At 55.2% G+C, this 21946-nt stretch carries 16 protein-coding genes; 9 read left to right on the top strand and 7 right to left on the bottom strand.

Annotated features, from left to right (window positions below; translation table 11 throughout):
- Positions 1-19: 19 nt before the first annotated feature.
- The 3 genes from A0U94_RS16090 to A0U94_RS05945 form a co-directional block, all read right to left on the bottom strand.
- On the bottom strand, positions 20-316 hold the full coding sequence (locus tag A0U94_RS16090) for a hypothetical protein (RefSeq protein ID WP_244178094.1): 297 nt from the start codon (positions 314-316) through the stop codon (positions 20-22).
- A 3-nt stretch (positions 317-319) separates the two neighbouring features.
- The gene (locus A0U94_RS16085; protein WP_244178093.1) at positions 320-505 is read right to left on the bottom strand and encodes a hypothetical protein; all 186 of its coding nucleotides are present in this window, start codon (positions 503-505) and stop codon (positions 320-322) included.
- Positions 506-851: 346 nt separating this feature from the next.
- Complete coding sequence (locus tag A0U94_RS05945) at positions 852-1964, bottom strand: Fic family protein (protein WP_077802781.1); 1113 nt, start codon at positions 1962-1964, stop codon at positions 852-854.
- Positions 1965-2227: 263 nt separating this feature from the next.
- On the opposite strand from A0U94_RS05945, the gene A0U94_RS05940 reads away from it, so the two are divergent.
- From A0U94_RS05940 to A0U94_RS05915, 6 genes are read left to right on the top strand one after another with little or no spacing between them, the layout of a single operon-like run.
- A complete protein-coding gene (locus A0U94_RS05940) occupies positions 2228-2824 on the top strand; it encodes a restriction endonuclease subunit S domain-containing protein (protein ID WP_077802780.1) in 597 nt (198 codons plus the stop codon).
- A gap of 35 nt (positions 2825-2859) precedes the next feature.
- Positions 2860-4386 (top strand): type I restriction-modification system subunit M, encoded by a 1527-nt coding sequence (locus A0U94_RS05935; RefSeq protein ID WP_077802779.1) that lies wholly within the window; start codon positions 2860-2862, stop codon positions 4384-4386.
- Positions 4376-4816 carry a restriction endonuclease subunit S gene (locus A0U94_RS05930; RefSeq protein ID WP_077802778.1) on the top strand — a complete coding sequence of 147 codons (441 nt, stop codon included), beginning with the start codon at positions 4376-4378 and terminating at the stop codon, positions 4814-4816. Before A0U94_RS05935 ends, A0U94_RS05930 begins: the two co-directional genes overlap by 11 nt.
- A 48-nt stretch (positions 4817-4864) precedes the next feature.
- The gene (locus tag A0U94_RS05925) at positions 4865-5443 is read left to right on the top strand and encodes a restriction endonuclease subunit S (protein ID WP_077802777.1); all 579 of its coding nucleotides are present in this window, start codon (positions 4865-4867) and stop codon (positions 5441-5443) included.
- 30 nt (positions 5444-5473) lie between these two features.
- The gene (locus A0U94_RS05920) at positions 5474-8770 is read left to right on the top strand and encodes a type I restriction endonuclease subunit R (RefSeq protein ID WP_077802776.1); all 3297 of its coding nucleotides are present in this window, start codon (positions 5474-5476) and stop codon (positions 8768-8770) included.
- Between the two features lie 2 nt (positions 8771-8772).
- Positions 8773-9510 (top strand): M48 family metallopeptidase, encoded by a 738-nt coding sequence (locus A0U94_RS05915; RefSeq protein ID WP_077802775.1) that lies wholly within the window; start codon positions 8773-8775, stop codon positions 9508-9510.
- A gap of 212 nt (positions 9511-9722) precedes the next feature.
- Here the strand turns inward: A0U94_RS05915 and A0U94_RS05910 are convergent, their stop codons facing one another.
- Genes A0U94_RS05910 through A0U94_RS05900 form a run of 3 tightly spaced genes read right to left on the bottom strand, consistent with a single transcriptional unit; the run spans position 9723 to position 16131 of the window.
- Positions 9723-12926, bottom strand: coding sequence for a type I restriction endonuclease subunit R (locus tag A0U94_RS05910; RefSeq protein ID WP_077802774.1), 3204 nt, complete (start codon positions 12924-12926; stop codon positions 9723-9725).
- Positions 12923-14125 (bottom strand): restriction endonuclease subunit S, encoded by a 1203-nt coding sequence (locus A0U94_RS05905; RefSeq protein WP_077802773.1) that lies wholly within the window; start codon positions 14123-14125, stop codon positions 12923-12925. The genes A0U94_RS05910 and A0U94_RS05905 overlap by 4 nt, the downstream gene beginning before the upstream one ends.
- A complete protein-coding gene (locus A0U94_RS05900) occupies positions 14122-16131 on the bottom strand; it encodes a class I SAM-dependent DNA methyltransferase (protein ID WP_077803874.1) in 2010 nt (669 codons plus the stop codon). Before A0U94_RS05900 ends, A0U94_RS05905 begins: the two co-directional genes overlap by 4 nt.
- Positions 16132-16818: 687 nt before the next feature.
- On the opposite strand from A0U94_RS05900, the gene A0U94_RS05895 reads away from it, so the two are divergent.
- From A0U94_RS05895 to A0U94_RS05885, 3 genes are all read left to right on the top strand, one after another.
- A protein-coding gene (locus A0U94_RS05895) for an IS3 family transposase (RefSeq protein ID WP_149026621.1) occupies positions 16819-17950 on the top strand; the annotation gives its coding sequence in 2 pieces (ribosomal slippage) (positions 16819-17066 and positions 17065-17950; 1134 coding nt in all).
- Positions 17951-18066: 116 nt separating this feature from the next.
- Complete coding sequence (gene gloA2 / locus A0U94_RS05890) at positions 18067-18465, top strand: SMU1112c/YaeR family gloxylase I-like metalloprotein (protein ID WP_077802772.1); 399 nt, start codon at positions 18067-18069, stop codon at positions 18463-18465.
- Positions 18465-18629, top strand: a complete 165-nt coding sequence (locus A0U94_RS05885; RefSeq protein ID WP_077802771.1) for a DUF2256 domain-containing protein — start codon at positions 18465-18467, stop codon at positions 18627-18629. The genes gloA2 and A0U94_RS05885 overlap by 1 nt, the downstream gene beginning before the upstream one ends.
- A gap of 875 nt (positions 18630-19504) precedes the next feature.
- Here A0U94_RS05885 and A0U94_RS05880 read toward each other — a convergent pair.
- Positions 19505-21841, bottom strand: coding sequence for a TonB-dependent receptor (locus A0U94_RS05880; RefSeq protein ID WP_077802770.1), 2337 nt, complete (start codon positions 21839-21841; stop codon positions 19505-19507).
- Positions 21842-21946: the final 105 nt, after the last annotated feature.

The following is a 21946-nucleotide window of genomic DNA, read 5'->3' as shown; positions in this document are numbered from 1 at the left end:
TCTCCTCACAGAGCCTGAATCAAATTTCCATAATCAAATCAATGGCCCTAAGCCTAAGCCTGTTCGGAAGGTCTTTTTCCGATGTGCCTCGAACGGCCCTCAGGACTTCGGCGATTGTTGTCCGGTATCGCCCAGCAAGATAGGTATTGAGACTCACAGCTGGTGGCAGTGCTGAGAACGAAAGCCGTGGGATTTCGTCGATCCGGGTGCCTTCCTCTTCCTCAAGGTACCCCGCAACCTTGTGTAGTCCGATAAATTTCACCCCGGCCAACCGATCTTCGGCATAGAAGCCTGACCCTGCCGCATCGGTAAACATGTCCTAAAGCCTCTCTACCACCGATGGTGGAAGATGCTGGAGCATGGTGAGCCTGTTAATCTGCTCCCACCGAAGAAGTTCGTCTGGCTCCCCGACGATCATCTCGATCCTATCGATGACGAAATTGAACCGGATCCGGCCTTTCATTCGGGCACGGATGACGTCCCGCATTTCCTGATCTTCAGACATTGTCTGATTTCCTTCGATGAATGTTAAACGATCGGAGAAAACCGTTTGAGGCGGCCCTGTAGGCCATGGCGATGCGTAGACGCACGTTATCGCCCGGCCCTCTTTCGAAGGTCGAAGCGTGTGTAACTGTCTGATAAGCCAGTATTTCATGGCGATCAGACGTCGATTTGTAGGGAATTATGATGGAAGTAGTTGCAGGGGCCCACAACCCAAGAAAACTGCTACTGACAAGCGGATTGATTGATCGCCTCTAAAGTTCCCTCAACACATTGATAAATCAATATATTCGTCGAAGGGGCTATTCCGATAAATTCCACTGCCATGATCATCATCTTCGACAGGCATTTTACATCTCGGGAAGAACCAGAACATAACTCGTACTCCTGCCACCCGCCGCCTCCTTATTCAGGATACTGCGCTCTACGAGATCATTGATATCCCTTAGGGCGGTATCCGGTGACGTCTTTGCCAGCTTCGCCCATTTGGATGAGGTCAGCTTACCCTCAAACCCGTCCAGCAGACGGTTCAGCATGAGGCGCTGCCGGTCATTGATTGACTGACCGGCCAGAGTATCCCAGAAGCGGGCCTTCTGAATGACCTTTCCCAGAACCTGCTCGGCACGATCAAAAGCACGATCCAGAACCGCCAGAAACCAGTGCAGCCAGACCGTGATGTCCCTATCCCCTTTTTGAGTGGCCTCAAGAACGGCGTAATACTCTTTCCGCTCCTGACGGATCTGGGCTGACAGGCTGTAGAAACGCTGGTCTGTCTGCTCCGAACGCGCCAGCATGAGATCACCGATGGCCCGAGCCATGCGCCCGTTCCCGTCCTCGAATGGATGAAGGGTAACAAACCACAGATGTGCAATGGCCGCCTTGAGCACAGGGTCCAGCGCATGCCCGGCATTGCACCAGTCGAGGAAGACCTGCATCTCCGCGGGCACGCTGCTGGCGGACGGAGCTTCATAGTGGACTTTCTCGCGTCCGACAGGCCCTGACACGACCTGCATCGGACCGGTTCTGTCATCATGCCATTCTCCAACCAGAATGCGCGACATGCCGTTTCGGCCAGTCGGAAACAAAGCCGCATGCCATGCGAACAGCCTCTCTGCGGTCAATGGATCGGCATAATGCCGGGTCGCGTCCAGCATCATCTCCACAACACCTTCAACGTCCCGATCCACCGGTGCCAATGCCCCAATATCCATGCCCAGCCGTCGGGCGATGGACGAGCGCACCTGCTCGCGATCGAGGTTTTCCCCCTCTATCTCGCTCGATTTAAGGACATCTTCCGTCAGGATCTGGAGCAGGGCTTCCGATCTGAAATCGAACCCCAGACTTTCCATGCGTCCCAGAAGCCGACTCTGCCGGTGACGCACCGCCGCCAGTTCATGGGAAATGATCTCCTTGTCCCATTGAAAATCCGGCCATTCCGGGCGCTGATAGATATATCGCACCATATTCCCCGCGTCCTTTGCAGAGAATGTGCCATCTAATCGCCGCAGGGTGCAACGTCAATCGCCGCAACAGATGCGGCTATTCCCTCAAGCCAGCGATCCCGATTTCGTCCCACATGACCCCCTCCCTTTGCGTAACATGTGGCGCGATCACCCTTTTACCATAATCCGGGAGGCCTCTAAATTACCTCCTCTCCCTGTATGCGTGAATGTCTTTCGTGCATATTATCATTCACAAGCGACCGCTCCTATTTTTATAAAGACGCATGAACTTCTTTCGCGCACAAAAAGAAACCCTTTCGAACATCACCTCAATCGTGGCGGGTCATCCATTCCGAGGAAAAATCGCGCCAATCGAAGGGGCGAAGACGGTTGTCGTGCAGATGCGGGACACCTCACCTTCTGGCGTGAATTGGCCGTCCTGCCTGCGGTCTGAAGTTTCCGGACGTCGCGAGCCCGACTGGCTGCGTCCGGGTGATATTCTCTTCCCCGCGAGAGGCAATGTGTCACTGGCTGTTCTGATCGATGAGCGTATTGGTAGCCTTCAGGCCGTCGCCGCTCCGCACTTCTTTCTTCTGCGTGTGACACGTTCCGGCGCGCTGCCCGCTTATCTGGCCTGGTGGCTCAATCAGGAGCCAGCGCAACGTCATCTGGAGCAGCAGGCCCAGAGTTCCACCCTTGTGCGCAACATCGCCCGACCGGTGCTGGAAGCCACACCTGTTGTGCTGCCTCCCCTGCCTCGACAGGAACAGATTGTGGGCCTGGCAAATGCCATGCAGCGCGAGGAAGAGTTGCTTCACCGCCTGCGCCGGACCAACCAGCAGATCATGACCGGACTTGCCAGAGATATTCTGGCGGGCTGACACTCCCTTTACGTTTTGAAACAGGATTTAAGTTCGTGACCGAGCAAATTTCACAAGACACCATCAACAAGGCGCTCTGGAACGCCTGTGACACCTTTCGCGGCACTGTCAGCCCTGACACTTACCGCGATTACGTGCTGACCATGCTGTTCCTGAAATACATCTCCGATGTGTGGCAGGACCATTATGACGGCTACAAGAAGCAATATGGCGATAATCCGGAGCTGATCGAAGCCATGCTCCAGCAGGAGCGCTTCGTTCTGCCCAGGGGCTCGGATTTCTATACGCTCTATAAAGAGCGCAATGCCCCCGGTAATGGCGAGCGGATCGACAAGGCGCTGCATGCCATTGAAGAAGCCAACGGCACCAAGCTCAAGGACGCAGGCAAGAGCGTCTTCCAGGACATCAGTTTCAACTCTGACAGGCTGGGTGATGAGAAGCAGAAGAACACCATTCTGCGCCATCTGCTGGAAGATTTTCACAAGCCGGACCTGAATCTCCGTCCTTCCCGCGTCGGCAATCTGGACGTGATCGGCAATGGCTACGAGTTCCTGATCAAGAACTTCGCCGCCAGCGGTGGACAGAAAGCCGGAGAGTTCTACACCCCGCCGGAAGTCAGTGAACTGCTGGCCCGTATTCTGAGCCCCCAGCCGGGTGAGACCATCTGTGATCCGGCCTGCGGCTCGGCGTCCCTACTGATGAAATGCGGGCGGCAGGTGACGCAGAACCACAACGGCAGCAAGGACTACGCCCTGTATGGACAGGAGGCTATTGGCTCCACTTGGTCCTTTGCCAAGATGAACATGTTCCTGCATGGCGAGGACAACCATCGCATTGAATGGGGTGACACCATCCGCAACCCCAAGCTGCTGGATGACAAGAACCACCTGATGCGCTTTGACGTGGTGACGGCCAATCCGCCCTTCAGCCTCGACAAATGGGGGCATGACGAGGCGGAGCAGGACGTGCATCACCGCTTTGCCCGCGGTGTGCCGCCCAAGACCAAGGGCGATTACGCCTTTATTCTGCACATGATCAGCACCCTGAAAGACCGTACGGGCCGCATGGGCGTGGTCGTGCCGCATGGGGTGCTGTTCCGGGGCAGTTCGGAAGGGAAGATCCGCCAGAAGCTGATTGAGGAAAACCTGCTGGACGCGGTGATCGGCCTGCCGGAAAAGCTGTTCTTCGGCACGGGGATTCCGGCGGCCATTCTGATCTTCCGTAAGGACCGCAAGACGAAGGACGTGCTGTTCATTGATGCCAGCCGAGAGTTCAGGGCGGGCAAGAACCAGAACGCGCTGACCGAAGAGAACATCACCAAGATTGTGGACACCTACCGCGCCCGCAGGGACGTGGACAAATACGCCCACCTCGCCACGCCGGACGAGATCAGGGAGAACGACTACAACCTGAACATTCCGCGTTATGTTGATACGTTTGAGGAAGAAGAAGAGATTGACATCAACGCCGTGCGCAAAGAGCGGGCGGAGATCAAGGCGGAGCTGGCGAAGCTGGAAGCCCAGATGGACGTTTATCTGAAGGAGCTGGGTTATGCTTCCTGATGGGTGGAAAAGTGGAAAAATTAAAGATTTTTTCATGTTGCAACGTGGTTTTGATTTAACCAAAGCGCAAGCTCGTTCGGGGAATGTCCCAGTAATTTCCTCGTCAGGTGTCTCGTATTATCATGATACCTATAAGGTAATTGGCCCCGGAATTGTAACTGGTAGAAAAGGCAATATCGGGGACGTACATATTATTAATGAAAACTTCTGGCCCCATGACACTGCTTTATGGGTGTCAGACTTTAAATCAAACAATATAAATTATATTAAATATTTTCTTGATTATGTGAACTTAAAAAAATTTGACGAGGCATCTTCTGTTCCTACTTTAAATAGAAATAATGTTTTGTGTTTGAATTGCAGTTTCCCCCCTCTCCCCGAACAGAAGAAGATCGCGGCGATCCTCTCGACGTGGGATCGTGCGATTTAGGGAACTGAAAAGCTTCTGGCCAACAGCCAGCAGCAGAAAAAAGCCCTCATGCAGCAACTCCTCACAGGCAAAAAACGCCTGCCGGGGTTCACGGGGGAGTGGAAGAAAAAGACACTGTCTAATGTCTGTCAGATAAAAACAGGAAAAAAAGATGTAAATGAAGGATGTGAAAATGGGGAATATCCGTTTTTCACCTGTGCGAAACAACATACATTTAGCGAGAATTATTCTTACGACTGTGAAGCCATACTCATCGCAGGAAATGGAGAAGTTGGCAAAACACATTATTACAACGGAAAATTCGAGGCTTATCAGAGAACTTATATATTGAGTGATTTCATGAATATATCAGTATTTTTCCTTCTACATTTCATAGAGTTCTTCTTACCTTTAGATATTTCAAAGGAAAAACAACATGGGGCAATGCCATATATCAAACTTGGAACATTAAAGGACTTTTCTGTTGTAACTCCCCCCATCCCCGAACAGGAAGCCATCGCCACTGTCCTGACCACAGCGGACGAAGAAATCACCGCCCTTGAATCCGACCTCGCACGCCTGCGTCAGGAGAAAAAAGCCCTGATGCAGCAGCTTCTGACCGGCAAGCGCCGCGTGACGGTCGATTAACTCATTTCAGTTCGCAGGATATTTGACACCATGGCTCCCGCCCCGAAATTTCAGGAAGAATTCAGCGCCAAGCTTCCGGCGCTGGCGCTGCTCAGCACACTCGGCTGGCGGTTCCTGCCCACATCCGAAGCACTCGCCTTGCGGGGCGGCAAGCAGAGTGCCGTGGTGCTGGACACAATCCTGCGGGCGGAACTGAAAAAACGGCACTTTACGTTTGAAGGACAGGAGCACGCCCTGTCCGATCAGGCCATTGAGCGGCTTGTCTCCATCGTCATGCACCCGGACTTTGTCTCCGGCCTGCGTGACGCCAATGAAAAGATGACGACGCATCTGCTGTTCGGCATCGCCATTACCGAGTTCATCAACGGGCGCAAAGCCACCCCGACCATCGCGCTGATCGACTGGCAAAACCCGGAGAACAACAGTTTCACCTTTACCGAGGAATACAACGTTCTGCGTACGGATCTGACGCAGACCCGCAGGCCGGACATCGTGTGCTTCGTCAACGGTATTCCATTGGCGGTGATCGAGGCCAAGCGCCCCGATGGTCAGCCGGGCAAAGGCCCGACCGTGGAGGCCGGGATTTCCCAGAGCATCCGCAACCAGAACAAGGACGAAATTCCGCAGCTTTTTGCCTACAGCCAGCTTCTGCTCTCCATCACCGGCCATGAGGGGCGCTATGGCACCTGCGGCACGCCCAAAAAATTCTGGGCAAGCTGGAAGGAAGAAGACATTCCCGAAAGCCGGATGGAGGCGCTCAAGAACACGCCACTCTCGTCGGCCCAGAAAGACGCGCTGTTTGCCGAGCGAAAACCGTCAGACCGCGCGTGGTTCGAGGACTGGGCCTCCCGCCCGCTGCATGTCACGGATCAGGACCGGCTGCTGATCGGCCTGCTCTCGCCCCAACGCCTGTTGGACATGGCGCGGTTCTTCACGCTGGTTGACCGCAAGGCGGGCAAAATCGTCGCCCGCTATCAGCAGGTTTTCGGCATCAAGCGCCTGCTGGAACGCATCAAGTCCCGCCGCAGCGATGGCGGGCGTGAAGGCGGCGTGGTCTGGCACACCACAGGGTCGGGAAAGTCCTTCACCATGGTGTTCCTCAGCCGCGCCCTCATTCTGGATGATGACCTCAAACAGTGCCGTATTCTGGTGGTCACAGACCGCAAGGATCTGGAACGCCAGTTGAGCACCACCTTCTCCACCGGCGGCGAACTGGCAGACAAGAAGGACAAGGAAGATGCGCTGGCGACCTCTGGCCGCCGTCTGGCGCAGCAGATCGGGCATGGGCAGGAACGGATCATCTTCTCGCTCATCAACAAGTTTCACACCGCCACCACCCTGCCCGAATGTCATAATGACAGTGCGGACATCATCGTGCTGGTGGATGAAGGCCATCGCAGTCAGGGCGGTGAAAACCATGCCCGCATGAAGCACGCGCTCCCCAATGCCGCCTTCATTGCCTTTACAGGTACCCCGCTGCTCAAGGGCAGCGAAACCACCAGCCGGTTCGGCAGGATCATCCACTCCTATACCATGCAGCAGGCTGTTTCGGACGGGACGGTCACGCCCCTGCTCTATGAAGAACGCAAGCCTGATCTTAATGTTAATGATGAGGCCATTGATGCCTGGTTCGAACCTATCACACAGGGGCTGACCGAGGAACAGGTCACCGACCTCAAAAGGCGCTTTGCCCGCGCCAATCAGGTCTACAAGGCCGATGACCGCATCCGGCTGATCGCCATGGATCTGGCCACACATTTCGACAGCAACATCGACAGCGGCCTAAAGGGCATGCTGGCCTGTGATAGCAAGCTCTCCGCCATCCGCTACAAGCAGTATCTGGACGAGGTCGGTCTGTTTGAAAGTGCCATCGTCATGAGCCCGCCCGATACGCGTGAAGGCCATACGGAAGTCGATGAGCGCAAGCAGCCGGAAATCCAGAGCTGGTGGAAGGAAAATGTCGACAGCCAGAGCGAGGAAGACTACACGCGAGATGTGATTGACCGCTTTGAGAACGATCCCAATCTCAAGCTCATCATCGTGGTCGACAAGCTGCTGACCGGCTTTGACGAACCGAAGAACGCGGTGCTGTATATCGACAAACCCCTCAAGCAGCACAATCTACTTCAGGCCATTGCCCGCGTGAACCGCCTGCATGACCAGAAGAAGCATGGGCTGCTGATTGATTATCGCGGCATCCTGGCAGAGCTGGACACCACACTGGCCAAATATGATGAACTGGCGGCCGAAAATGTCGGCGGGTATGACCCGAAGGATATTGCTGGCCTCTATAGCCAGATGAGCACGGAATACCGTGAACTCCCTGCCCTGCACAAAGCCCTGTGGGCCATCTTTGATGGGGTGAAGAACAAAAGCGACATCCAGCAGCTTCGTGCCGTGCTGATGCCGCGCATGGTGGAAGAGCACGGTCAGATGGTGGATGTGAACCTCAAGCGCCGGGATGATTTTTATGAGGCGCTGACAAAGTTTGCCGCCTGCCTGAAGGTGGCGCTGCAATCCGTGGCGTTCTTTGAAGACACCAGCTTTACGGAAAAGGACCGCGCCACCCACAAGGAAACGCTGAAGCAGCTGACCAGTCTGCGGCAAATGGTGCTGCAGGATACGGGTGAAAAAGTCGATTTCGACCAGTATGCCGAGCAGGTGAAAAAGCTGCTGGACCGGCATGTGGCCGGGGTGAAGGTTCATGACTCCCAGGGGCTGTATGCGGTCGGCAAGATGGGCCAGAAGCCGGAAAATGGTCAGCCGGAGACCTGGAGCGAGGAGAAAACCCGCAACGAGACGGATCTGATCCGCACCCGTGTGACGAAAATGATCGACCACGAGATGCAGGATGATCCCTATGCGAAGGAAGCCTTCTCGGCCCTGCTACGCAAGGTGATTGAAGAGGCAGAGAGCCTGTTCGACCATCCGCTCAAGCAGTTCATGCTGTTTCAAGAGTTTGAGGAACAGGTGGCCCAACGCAAGCTGGACAATATCCCGTCTGTTTTTGACGGACACCGCCATGCACAGGCCTATTACGGCGTATTCCTGAAAACACTCGCGGCCATTTTCAACCATAAGCAGACGGATGAGGAAAACCAGCGCTGGATTGATCTCGCGTTCCAGATTGACACAATCGTGGACAAGGCGGTGCGGGAGAACTCACTCAGTCGCCCGGACATGGAAAAAGCCGTTCGCCAACAGCTTCTGGGGCTGCTGTTCAATGTCGGCAAACAGGTCGGTTTTGGGATCGACAAAGCTCAGGAGGTCATCGAACAGGTCATTCAAATCATGCGGGCTGGTCCGGCTGATCACTCGGGGCGTTAAGCATGTCCGAGACGGACAAACGGCTTCTTACCTATGGCGGCGAGCAGATCACCGTAGAGCTCGTAGCACGGACGCGCCCCGGCACGACTTTGCGTATCAAGGTTCATCCCGATCTGACCGTCCAGGCCGTGGTCCCCGAAGGGACGTCCGACGCCGATCTGGACAAGGCGCTTCAGCAGAGAACCCGCTGGATCTGGCAGAAGCGGCGGGATTTCAAAGCGGTGCAGGAACACGCCACACTGCGAGACTATGTCAGTGGGGAAAGTTATTGCTATCTGGGGCGGCGGCATCTTTTGAAGGTGCATCATCAGCCTGATGCGCCTGAAACCGTTCGCATGTTGCGGGGACGACTAGAAGTGTCCATTCAGGAACGCAGCGCCTTACGGATTCAGAAACTTCTGGAACTCTGGTATTTTACGCGGGCACAGAACGTGTTCCGCCATCGCCTGTCTGCCCTCCTCCCCACAACGTTGTGGGTCAGAACACCTCCTGCCCTGAAGCTTCAGGTGATGCAGACACAATGGGGCAATTGCTCACCAGGGGGCACCATCACGCTGAACCCGCATTTGGTGAAAGCCCCGCGTGACTGCATTGATTATGTGATCCTGCATGAGCTTTGTCATTTGGAGGAACACAATCATGGTCCCGCGTTCTGGTCCCTTCTGGAACGCGTAATGCCGGACTGGGGGCGCCATAAGGCACGACTGGACGATATGGCGGAACTGATTTTACAAAAATAATGCGCTTTGACCGCTTTGGGGGGGAAGCGGAATGTCGGTTATCGGCAAGCGATAACCGAAAGCGGACGTCGCCTGTGCCCATGCTCATGACGCCTACCGACCAATATGAGCCGTTCCAGCAAGGGGCTGCGAATATCAGTTCTCACCGGAACTGGTCGATCCATTTAGACAGAGCCCGCGTGCCCCTTCAAATTACCTCCAACGTCGAAGCATCACGCGGCATGAAGATCCAGACTGCGCCTGGTCAGCAGGTGGGCAAAGACCGCTTGCGCCTTTAAATCCACTTCGTTCAGCTTATAGCTTTGGGGAAGGCCGGTTCGATCATCGTAGAGGAAGTTCGTTATCGCCACGCGAACCGCATCCCGCGTCGCCTGCTTCCCAGCAAAATCCTGCACGGCATCCAATTGCTGTTTCAGAACTTCATATAGCCCGACTGCGACCTTTTTCAGCTTGGCAATATCGCTCTTTTCCAAGTCAGGCTTCATCAGCAAATCGAATAGGGCCAAGGTTTCTTCGTCCAATCCCTCGCGCACTGCACGACGCTGTTCGCCATCCAGTTCCTCCGCCAGCACCAGCAGGGCGGCGAAGGTCCGCTCGATGTTCACGGCATCCTTCTCGCTGTTATACTCCGAGACCAGTTGCTCATAATGTTTCTGGAAATCCGTGCGTAGTGGATTTTGGCGCAGCATCATTTCCAGCTTTTTCTGGATGGCATCCTTCAGGCTTTGCACCGTCGTATTTTTGCGGGGGCTGCGTTCAAATTCTTTCTTCAGCTTCTCGAAATCGATCCGGCTAATGTCATACAGCCGATCATCCTGATCGTTGGGATCGACCTGCGTTTCGATGCTCGCATTCACAACAGCATGCAGTTCACGCATGATGTCAGATATGTCGGCCTTCTTCACATCCTCATCCAGGCTGTTGTAGATGACCTTGATCGCCGCAAACCGTTTGCGATAGGTATTCACGGCGCGGAAGTTCACGCATGCCTTGAATTTCTTGAACACCTCGCGCGCCATGATCTGGAAGCGTTTGCGGCTTTCGTCATTTTCGTTGACAGCTTCCTTGGCATCGATAATCGCCCTGTTCCGATCAAATCCGACCTTCTCCAATATGTCGAGCAACCGGAACTCACGTGCGGACAGGAAGCCTTCCGCCGCTTCGATCGCCTCCTCCAAATCAGCCAGCAGTTCTTCGGGTGGTCGGACCGGATCGATTTCTGGCGGTGGATCGCCCGGATTGCCCACCCCACCCCCAGGCGTCCCGGCATAGGTGGCCAGCGCCTTGCGGAGGTTCTTCAATATTCCGCAATAATCGACAATCAGGCCGTTGTTCTTCCCAGCACTTACCCGGTTGGCGCGCGCTATGGCCTGCATCAGCGTGTGCGCCTTCAGCGGTTTATCCAGATACAGGGTCGAGAGGCTCGGCACATCGAAACCGGTCAGCCACATGGCGCAGACGATGGCGATACGGAATGGATGGTCCTGTTTCTTGAAGGCCGTTTCCAGATCGATGCGCTTGCCGTCGTCCGTTTCAAAGCCATTCTTGATCAGCGCCCGGTGCGGCACGATGTCCAAATCCCATTTCCGGAATTTGTCGACTTCGCCCTGTTCCTCCGAAACCACGACCGCCGTCCTGGTGGCCTTGACCCATGCAAGTTGGCGCTGCCGGTCGGCCAGATCTTGTTCGTCGGTCGCTTGCGCCAGTGCCTTTTCAAGGCTGGCGATCCGCAAATCCCAATGCTTCGCAATCAGCGCGTGCATGCGGACGCACGTCACTTTGTCGATGCAGACCAGCATCGCTTTGCCACTTTCCCAGCCGGTCGTGTAATGTTCCACAAAATCCGCCGCGACGGTGTCCAGCCGGGTCTCGGCGGTGATGATGTGATATTCGCGTTTCAGCTCATTTTCGAGCCGTTCGGTCACATTGGGATCGTCAAGTTCCAGCTCTTCCAGCTTGGCTGCGATCCTCTCGTTCAGGTCGTTGGTGGCGACGCCCAGTTTGTCCCCGCGTGCGTCATAATAAAGCGGCACGGTGGCATTATCCTCCACCGCGCGCTGAAAATCATAGGTGGAAATATAGTCGCCGAACGTCTGCTTCGTCGTCTCGTCGCCTGTCATCAACGGCGTACCGGTAAAGCCCAGAAAGCTGGCATTGGGTAAGGCGTTGCGCATGTTGAGCGATAGCAGGCCGTTCTGCGTCCGATGCGCTTCGTCGGTGATGACAATGATGTCGTCGCGATCCGAATAGGGATTGTTGGGATTTACATCCTGATTGAAGCGATGGATCAGCGTGAAGACATAGGGTTTCTGCACCGCCAACAGCGATTTCAGCTCCGCACCCGTTCCGGCCCGCACCTGCGCCTTGTCGTTGTTGACCAGCCCGCATCCGGCAAAGGTGCCGTAAATCTGGCTGTCCAGGTCGATGCGGTCGGTGCACACCAGAAAGGTGAAGTTCGCCCCGATCTTCCGATGGACTTTCTGCGTCAGGAAGGCGATGGAATAGCTCTTGCCTGATCCCTGCGTGTGCCAGAACACGCCCAGCTTACCCTCGCGCGCCTTGCGATCCTTCACCGCCGCGATGGCCCGGTTGACGCCTAGAAACTGGTGATTACGCGCCACGATCTTAACCAGACGTTCGCCGCCGTCATCGAACAGGATGAAGTTTTCCAGGATGTCGATGAAATTGTCTTTCGCGCAGACGCCCTTCAGCATCGTCTCCAGATCGACAACGCCCGGCTCATCCTCTTCCAGCCGCTTCCAGTCGTTGAAATGCTCATAACGGCTGGAGAGCGAGCCAATCTTCGCCGCATGACCGTTGGTCAGGATGATGAAGGCGTTGTGGTGGAACAGGTGCGGGATCGTGTCCTTATAGTCGGACAGATTTTGCTCATAGGCGTGGCGGATGTCCTTGTGGACCGCCTTGCACTCGACAAACAGCAACGGCAGGCCGTTGACGAAGCCGACAATGTCGGCGCGGCGGCGATACAAGTCACCCTTGACCCACAATTCCCGCACGCACAGGAAATGGTTGTTCTCGGGCGTGTCGAAATCGATCAGACGCAGCCGCTGTTTGACCAGTTCGCCCTTCGCATTGCGGAAAATGGCCTGCACGCCATCCTTGATTAGCGCATAGGCATCCCGGTTGATCGCCATCAGGCTCGACCCAAGTGGCGCATCGGTAATCTGGCGAAGCGCGTCGGCATAGGCGGAGTCCGGCAGGCCGGGATTCAACCGAATAAGCGCTTCGCCCAAATGGCGGGTGAGGATGACATCTTGTTCGGACGCGCGGCCCAGCGTGCCTTCCGCACCTAGTGTTTCGGTGTTGAACGCATACACGCTGTCCCAGCCCAGCGCATCGGCCAGATAGTCGGCCATGGTCGCCTGAACCAGCGTGTCTTCATTCAACGGCTTCATACGGCTATCGCTCCGCTCATCAGTTTGGGAAGGAGTAGGTCGCGGGCTTTCGTTAAATACTCGACCGATTTGGTTAGATTTGTGATTTGTCGATCAATTGGCAAGGATGCGTCCTCAAACGCTGTGACCAATGGCCCTACCGGTATCAACATCTGTTGAGCCTCAAGCTCTTTCTTGTTGGTTGCCGCATAGATCGCACCCGTTCCAATTATGTCTTCCGCGTAGAAATGCTCTTTCAGCGCGTACAGTAAAAACGATTGGTGACCAGATTTTGAACGAATGGCAGAAAGCCCTCTTCCGAGAACAATCCGATCAAGTGTAATGTTGATCCTACCGACGGGTGCACGCACGCTAACAAGAATGTCGTTAGCTTCAGCCAGTTTGGTGACCGCACTCGAATATGTGTGATGGCTCACAAACCGAAAACCGTAGTTTGTGACCCCTTGGTGAAAAGGAAGGCCAATACCGGCATCGTTATAAAACTTCGATTGCGGACTTTGCCCCATTACCACACGCGCAATTTCACCCAGTAATTTTCGTTCCCATCCATCAGGCACACCGTCGATGATTTTGACATGTTCATGGCCGGGGAAGCGGAAACGAACGAACCATTCCTTGTAAAGCTGCCGCGCGGCCTCCTCTAACAAGGCAATCCGTCGGCGATTATTCTCGATCAGATCATCATAGGCGGACAGGATGGCGGCGATGCGTTTCTGATTGGGGAGTGGGGGTAACGGTAGATCTATTGTCTTGATGTCGCGGATAGGTAGTTGAGGCTGTGCAGCCCCACTTCGAATGGCTTGAGCCTTACTTCCAAAAACATCTGAACGCAGATAGTGATATAAAAATGCAGGCACCAGCCTTTCCGGCTGCGCCCGAAAGATCACCATGCCAGAATTGATACGAACAGATTCATAAGGCACCTGCGCATGGTAATATGCGCAGTTCCCGATTGTCCCTCTTGTGGTCATCACAATATCGTCGCGTGTTAGCTTTCCTTTGCGTAGCGCAGCATCCTTTTGCTCGCTCACGAACATAGTATCCGCAAACGCGAAACCGTTTGTGGTGACATTGCCTGTGTTCAGGAATAGGCACGGTCCTTCGCTCAAAAAATCGCTCTGTTTTGGATACTGCTTCCCACGATCACCATCAATGATTTGCAGAGGCGCGTCTGCAAAAGCGACCCAATCCCAACTCAAAGCCCCAACCCTTCGAAATTTCCCTGAATCTGCGCTGCCAGCACCCCCGCTTCCTCATTTAACCTGGCCAGTTCGATATGAATATCGCGCATCACCCCTTCAAAATCGAAATCTTCATCCTCTTCTTCCGGGGCCACGCCGACATAGCGCCCCGGTGTCAGCGACCAGTCGTTCGCCGCCAGTTCCTCACGCTCCACCAGCTTAACCAACCCCGGCACCGCGACCAGCCGCCCATCGGGAAAGCGGCTCAGCAGCCAGTGTGCCTGCCGGTGGAAGTAGCGCACCAGTTTCAACTGATCGACGGCCTCGGCCCGCGCCTCCTCCAGCACCTTGATCGGGCTGGTTTTGCCCCGTTTGCCGCCCGTATCGCGATGCGCCTTCTCTGCCAGCTTGAACAACTGGTCGACCTGCTTCATCAGATCTCGGCTGGTCTCCGCCAGTGGCTCCAGATCGTCATGGCCTTCATGTAGTTCGGCAATGGCAGCCGTGCCGTCAGCCCATTCGTCGCCCAGTGATTTGGTTGCTGCGACATAGGCGTCCCAATCCGCCTGAAAAACCGCGCGGGCGTTGGTCAATTCGTCGGGCGCGCTTTCGTCCAGCGTCTCGATCAGTCCGTCAAGCGCATCCAGAAACGGCTCCATCGCCGCGTCGCCCGCCAGCGCCTCTGCCATCGCCCGGTTCAGATAGGCGGCGACCAGTTCCCGGAACCGCTCCTCCTGCCCACGATAGAGCCAGAAGATCGCCGTCAAATTCTGCGATTGTTCGGGGGAGAAGTCGAAAACCTTGCGCGTCACCTTGCGGAACACCTGCCGCGCATCGAGCATCAGAACCTTGTCGGCATGCTCCGCCGCCTTCGCCTTGTCGAACATCCACAATTCGCAGGGAACGGTGCGGGTGTAAAAGAAATTGCCCCGGATCGCGATCATCGCATCGACATGGCCAGTTTCGATCAGCTTTTGCCGAACCTTGGCTTCCTCGCCGCCTGCGCTCGACGCCTGGCTCGACATGACAAAGCCCGCGCGCCCCGTTTCCGTCAAATAGCTGTAGAAGTAGCTGATCCACAGATAATTGCCGTTGGAAACCTTCTTGCTCTTGTTCACGCCGGGCAGGCCGAAAGGCAGACGGGGGTCTTTCTTGATCTTCTCCGCGTCCACCTCGTCCACGTTAAACGGGGGATTGGCCATCACGAAATCGGCTTTTCCCACCAGTTCATGCGCATCGGTATAATAGGTGATGCCGGGTTCAATCCGCCCCTCCAGCCCGTGGACGGCGAGGTTCATCTTGGCGAGCCGGATGGTCGTTGCGTTCTTTTCTTGACCGTAGAAGGTTGCGACCTTGGTCGGGTCTTTCTGCATCTTCTCGATGAAATGCGCGCTCTGGACAAACATGCCGCCCGAACCGCAGGCGGGGTCCAGCACGCTGCCATGATCCGGCTCGATCGCGTTGACGATCATCTGCACAATGGATGGGGGCGTGAAGAACTCGCCGCCGTCATGCGCGCTCTGATCGGCAAACTGCGTCAGGAAATATTCGTAGATGCGGCCGAACACATCACCCTTGGCATTCTGAAGCGCCGGATCGTTGAAGATGCGCAGTACATCGCCCAGAACGTCGTTTTCCAGTTGCTGATATTCATTTTTGGGCAGCACGCCCGCCAGCGCGGCATAGTCACCTTCCACCGCCTCCATGGCAGCAATGATCGCCTTTGCGCGATCCGCACCGTCCGGCAGGCTGGCTAGATGATCGAACTGCGCTTCGGGTTGCAGGAAGATCGCGCCCTGGCTGGTGAAGTCTTCCTTGGTCAGCGGCCGGGTCACGCCGCCACGGCTCGGCAAGCCCGCCTCGATCTCCGGCTTCACTGCCAGATAGCGGCTGTAGGCGTGCCGCAGGAAGATCAGGCCCATGACGGGCAAGAAATACTCGTTACTGGCAAAATCACTGTTGGCGCGCAGTTGATCCGCCGCCGTCCACAGGCGTTTTTCAAGTGCTTCGATATTGGATTGCATTACGCTGGCCTGCTCCCCTTTGCTGGACCGGGAAATTAACAGCCACGCATTCATCACGATAGAGGCATGAGGCCACTGCCGCCCTTTTTCGCCAGAGCGGCAATCAGTTGCGGCGCGTCAACATCATTCAGGGGTCGACTATCAGAATGTGGGGCACCACTTCGGCTGCCGCGCCCATGGCGAAGTGGCGCTGCGTCCTGATCCGACCAGGGAGCCAGCCTCTCCGCATCGTTCGCCGCCTTGGTAAATTGCGCCGCGAACCGACGTCGCCGATACGCTTCCAGCGCCGCAATATATGGGCGACCAACACGCAGTTCGATCGCGCGGCGCACGATATCGACGGATAACGAGAAGTATTGTCGACCGTCTGCTTTCCAGAAACCAACAAGGCTCCGTTTATGACCGACATGAGGCGACTGCTGTTTGTCTGCTCTTGTGTCGCTGAGCAGACAAACAGCTCGTAGGGGGAAATAGCAGGTCGGCATTTGAACTAAATGTGGCTAAAGCTGCCTCTATCGTTCACCAGCAAACACCAACCTTGCCGCTAGGCCTGCAAAAACCGAACCAAGTACGATCCGAGATGATTTACGGAAGCGTCCAGTCCCTGAAAAGGCCTTCTTGGACTTGTGACGGTTTTGTGCCGGTGCACTGAGCATTTTATGCTCGCATCAAGAGAGGCACGGAACCATGGCTGTAACGCACACAGAAGAATTTCGCCGTGAGGCGGTAAGGATTGCCTTGAACAGCGGTTTGTCACGGACCCGCGTGGCGGCGGATCTGGGGATTGGCAAATCGACATTGGGACACTGGATTTCGCAGTATCGGACGGTCGAACTGCCAGTGCCTGAACTGCAGACGGATCTGGCTCGGGAGAACGAGCGTCTTCGCCTGGAAAACCGCGTTCTTCGGGAGGAGAGGGAGATCCTAAAAAAGCTACGCAGTTCTTCGCGAGCCAAAAGACGTGAGGTTCACCTTTATCCGTGAGCACCGCCATGACTGGTCCATCGAAAGATTGTGCCAGGTTTTGCAGGTCTCAACGCGTGGCTATCGGGCGTGGAAGGTAAGGCCGGTGTGCCTGCGCCAACGCATCGACTTGAAGGCCCTGGCGCATATCCGGGAGCATTTTGTCCTGAGTAACTCCACCTATGGTCGCCCTCGGATGACAAAGGAACTCAAGGAGGCCGGGCTCGATATCGGCGAACGTCGTGTAGGGCGTCTGATGAAACTCAATGGGATCCGTCCAGTGCGCACCCGTCGTCACAAAGTCACAACCGACAGCCGTCATTCCCTTGGTGTTGCAGCCAATGTTCTAAACGGCGATTTCGTGGCCAACGCTCCCAACCGGAAATGGGCAGGCGATATTAGCTACATCTGGACAAACGAGGGGTGGCTTTACCTGGCTGTCGTCATCGATCTGTTCAGCCGACGCGTCATTGGCTGGGCCGTGAGCGACCGGATGAAGAAGGACCTTGCAATCAAAGCGCTCGATATGGCTGTGCGACTGCGCGATCCATCGCCTGGCTGTATTTTCCACTCTGATCGTGGAAGTCAATATTGCTCACACGATTTCCACAAGAAACTGACGGAATACAGGATGATGCCATCCATGTCCGGCAGGGGAAACTGCTTCGACAATGCAGCCGTAGAGACCTTCTTCAAGAGCCTGAAGGCCGAAATGCTCTGGCGACAGACATGGCCCACACGGCAGCAGGCAACTGCCGCCATCTTCCAGTACGTCAACGGCTTCTACAACCCGCGACGGCGCCATTCATATCTCGGCAGCATCAGCCCACTCGCTTTCGAGGCTAAAGCCGCCTAACAGGATAACATACCGGCACAAAACCGTCACAAGTCCATTTCCGGGATCAGCTTGTAATTCTCCGCCGCTGCTGGATACTATCATCATTGGAACTAGAGTTCAGGAAAGAAAGCTACATGGAGCAGGCCGCAGACGACATTACAGGCGTTCATCACGTCGCCATAATAGCGTCCGATTATCAGCGCTCCATGCACTTTTATGTCGATGTGCTGGGTTTCGTTGTTATCGCTGAAAATTTTCGTGCCGAGCGTAACTCGTGGAAATGCGACCTTCGCGTTGGAAATTCTCAGATCGAGTTATTCTCTTTTTTGAATGCACCTGCTCGAACTTCGAGGCCAGAAGCATGCGGTTTGCGGCATCTGGCGTTTTGCGTGAAAGATATCAGAGCAACGGTGCAGCGCTTGGCCCGGCATGGCATCGAATGTGAGCCTATTCGCACGGATCCATATACTGGGCGTCTGTTTACATTCTTCTCAGATCCGGACGATCTCCCGTTGGAGCTTTACGAGGCGTAATGGCGCGCGGCAACGGCAAGACCACTCCTAAGCCCGCCAAGCAGGATCTCCCCTCGAAGGTCTGCCCCGTCTGCGGTCGACCCTTTACCTGGCGCAAGAAGTGGGCGAAAGACTGGAATCAGGTGCGGTATTGCTCTGAAGCATGCCGGGGTAAGAAGCTGTGATCTAAACAGGGAATCAAGTTCTCTAAGGCGGCCCTGAAAGTGCACGAGCGTCGCAAAAGAAAGATCATTCAACTCCAGAAATTATTTCTTGAAAACAATTGATTATTAATTATCATATGATCATAAATATTCGCATTATAGTATAATTTTTATGAAATTACGAATAAATATACTCCATTCCTGATGTTTTTATTGCTCTGGCGACGACGGGTATATCTGTACAGATAAATGCATATGCAAACGATATTCTCAACCCTCCGAATAGATCGTATCCTGCCTTATTCTTATGTGTGTCCCGAAACGTGCGAGGTAGTTTATGGATCCGGGCACCCTCACTCCGCCTCGTCCTCCAGCCAAAGCTAAGATTTTTACCTCTACATTCAGCGAGAGAGCCGCTCTTTATGGGCAGTTTTTCTGTCTTAGTTCCTCTAAAATTAATGTTTTTTAATTAATTGAACTGAGTTGAGTGTGGTGACTCACAGGCTTAGCGATGAGGGTGAGCCTGTGAATGACCTGTTTTTACTATCTGAGAGCCAGATGGAACGGATCAGGCCGTTCAGAGAGCCCTGATGATCGATGCAATACAATCTCAAGGCGCCCCGGACGTGGCGTTTGTGCTCAAAAAGGAGCTTTTCCACGCCTTATCGGAAGGACAAAAGGCGGCCTGAATTCAAAAACCCCATGCGTGTGTGATAGCCAAGGTCGGCTTGTTCGCCTGCATCTTGCGACTGGAGCCTGTATAAAAAGCGCTATCTGATCGAAAACATGTTCGCAAAACTGAAGGACTACCGACGTGCTGCTGCCTGCAATCCCCATCGCGGCAAGCTTCATTTTCTCTCTCAAAGAATAAGTCCTGAGCCTAATGTGGAGCTGCCTTACAGATCCACCCGGAACCGCCCGCCCACCATCCGTGGCGTTCCCGGAATTCCGAAAATTCCGTTCAGTCCCGTTTGGCGTGTCACGTCATAACGACGATCCAGAACATTGTTGGCATAAGCCGAAACCGACCATTTCCCGCTTTTGGGCGCAAACGTCAGACCCACATCCATCAGGAAATACGCCGGCATCCGGTACAGGTTGTTCCCCGGAGTATCGAGCTGCGATCCGCGATAGCTGTAATCAATATACGGCGTAAGAGCCCACTGCGTCCCAAGCTTTGCCTTATAGGAAGCCGATCCCTCAAGCGTCAGCTTCGGAATCCCCATATCAACCCCGGCATAACTCCGGTACAGCGCCATCAGCTTTCCGGTCTTGATGTAAGTTGCGGCCACCGCTGTCGTGTCGATCGCACTGTAATCCTGGTAATTTCCGCGCTCATACCCGAAGTGCTGATGCAGCAGCAGGCCGGGAATGGGGTTGGCATCAATTCCCATTTCCACACCCCAGATCCGGCTCTTGGGAATGTTGACGTACTGCCCGACCACACCATAATTCGGCACGACCGCCAGACCGGCAACCTGCTGGCCATGATACTCATACCAGAACGCCCCACCGTTCAGGCGCAGCTTGTGGTTCCAGTAGTCGGACTTGAAACCCACCTCATAGGCCAGCAGGGATTCCGGCTTGGTCGGCGTAAGCTGGGACGCCACAACGGTATTGTTCGCCGTAAAGCCTCCCGGCTTGAAGCCTTTGCGGATGGAGCCATAGAACATCAGATTATCCAGCGCCTGATACTCGATCCCACCCATCCCGGAAAACTGGTTCGTCAGCGCCCCGCGACGGCTGTAATGGTTGTTGTAGGGCGTCGGATAGATGGGCGTATTATAGCGCATCGTCTGCATATTATAGAGGTCGCGGTCATCGGATTCATGCGTGATCCCCGCCAGCAGATGCAGCCGCTTCGTGACCGTCAGACGCAGATGCCCATACTGGCTGAACGCCTGCTGGTCCTGATTATAGCTCGTCCGCTGGATATAAGGCCGCGTCCCGGAGCCGGTATAATCGTTGAAAATCACCGAATGCATCTGCGTGCGGTCATAATATATGCCGACATTCCACTGCAGCCGGTCATGCGGATTGCGTGATGCGAGCTTCACTTCCTGCGAGAACATGTTCGCATCCGTGCTGACGTCATCGTCATAAATCGCATAATGCGTGCCATCCAGATCCATCAGATTGTGCACATACATCTGCTGGAACGCACTGATTGTGGTCAGATCCGCAAAGCCCAGATTCCGCGTGAAATTGATGCCCGCCCCCCAGAACGTGTTGTTATAAGACGGCTTCGTTCCGGCAGAATTTCCCGTCAGTTTCAGGAATTCCGGCGTAAAGCCCCATCCCGTGTTGCGGTTGTTCTGATAGGCCGGCGTGTTCCGCGCCAGATCCTGGATGTTGTAGGCCCCCATCGCCTGGGAATCATCCTGCATCCAGTTGCCGCTGAACACGATATTGGTCTTGTCATCCGGCTGCCAGGCCACCTTGGCCCGAAGGCCGCCCTTGTTGGCATTGCCCAGAGACTGCCCGGTATTGATGTTCTTCTGAAACCCCCCGCCCTGCTGCGTAAAGCCAGCAATCCGGTACTGCACGTTCGACGACAGCGGCCCCGACACATACAGGTTCGTAATGCTCCGGGCATAGGACGCAATGTCTTCCGACGCCCCGTAATGGAACGCCTTCGTTGGATCGGCAGTCCTGATGTTGATCTCGCCTGCCGTAACCGTCTGGCCATGCGTAAAGCCCGACGGCCCGGTGTTCACATCCACCCCGGCCATATCGAACATCGCCGCACCTGCCATATACCCGATCGGCAGCGCCACGCCGTCCACATAGGTCATGACCGATGGCGTGTTGTTCGCGGTAAAATCATTCAGCCCCACCCCACGCAGCGTAAAGTTCACCGCTGAACTCGAGCCCTGCGGCTGAACCGTCAGATTGGGCGCAAGGTTCATCAGCCCCTTCACATCCGTGACCTGATGCCGTGACAGTTCCGTCGCATCGATATGTGTGACAGAAATGCCCTGACGCTGCGTCGCCATTGGCCCCAGCGCGTTTTTCGTCCGGTAAACCCTGATCGATTCAGGATCGGAAGACGGCGCCACATGCCGAACCCGTACGGCCGCAGGCGCAGCCCCATCGTGGGATGCCACCGGACGCACAACCGCAGAATGGTTCTTCGCCCCATGCACCGCCTTGCCGGACTGTGTCGCTGCAACGGCAGGGAATGTCACGAACAACGCCGTTGTGCACAGGAGAATATTGTTGAATCGGAACATTTAAGGCCTCCCCGGAGCAGCTCCGGTTTTCAGAAGATGTGGCAACCATGCAAAACAGATGACGGATTTCACGACCGGAACCGGGCCTCAAAGCCCGGAGGGGCC

Origin of the sequence: Gluconobacter albidus (genome assembly GCF_002005485.1) — a bacterium.
Taxonomy (GTDB): domain Bacteria; phylum Pseudomonadota; class Alphaproteobacteria; order Acetobacterales; family Acetobacteraceae; genus Gluconobacter; species Gluconobacter albidus.
This window is presented reverse-complemented; position numbering and strand designations above follow the sequence as displayed.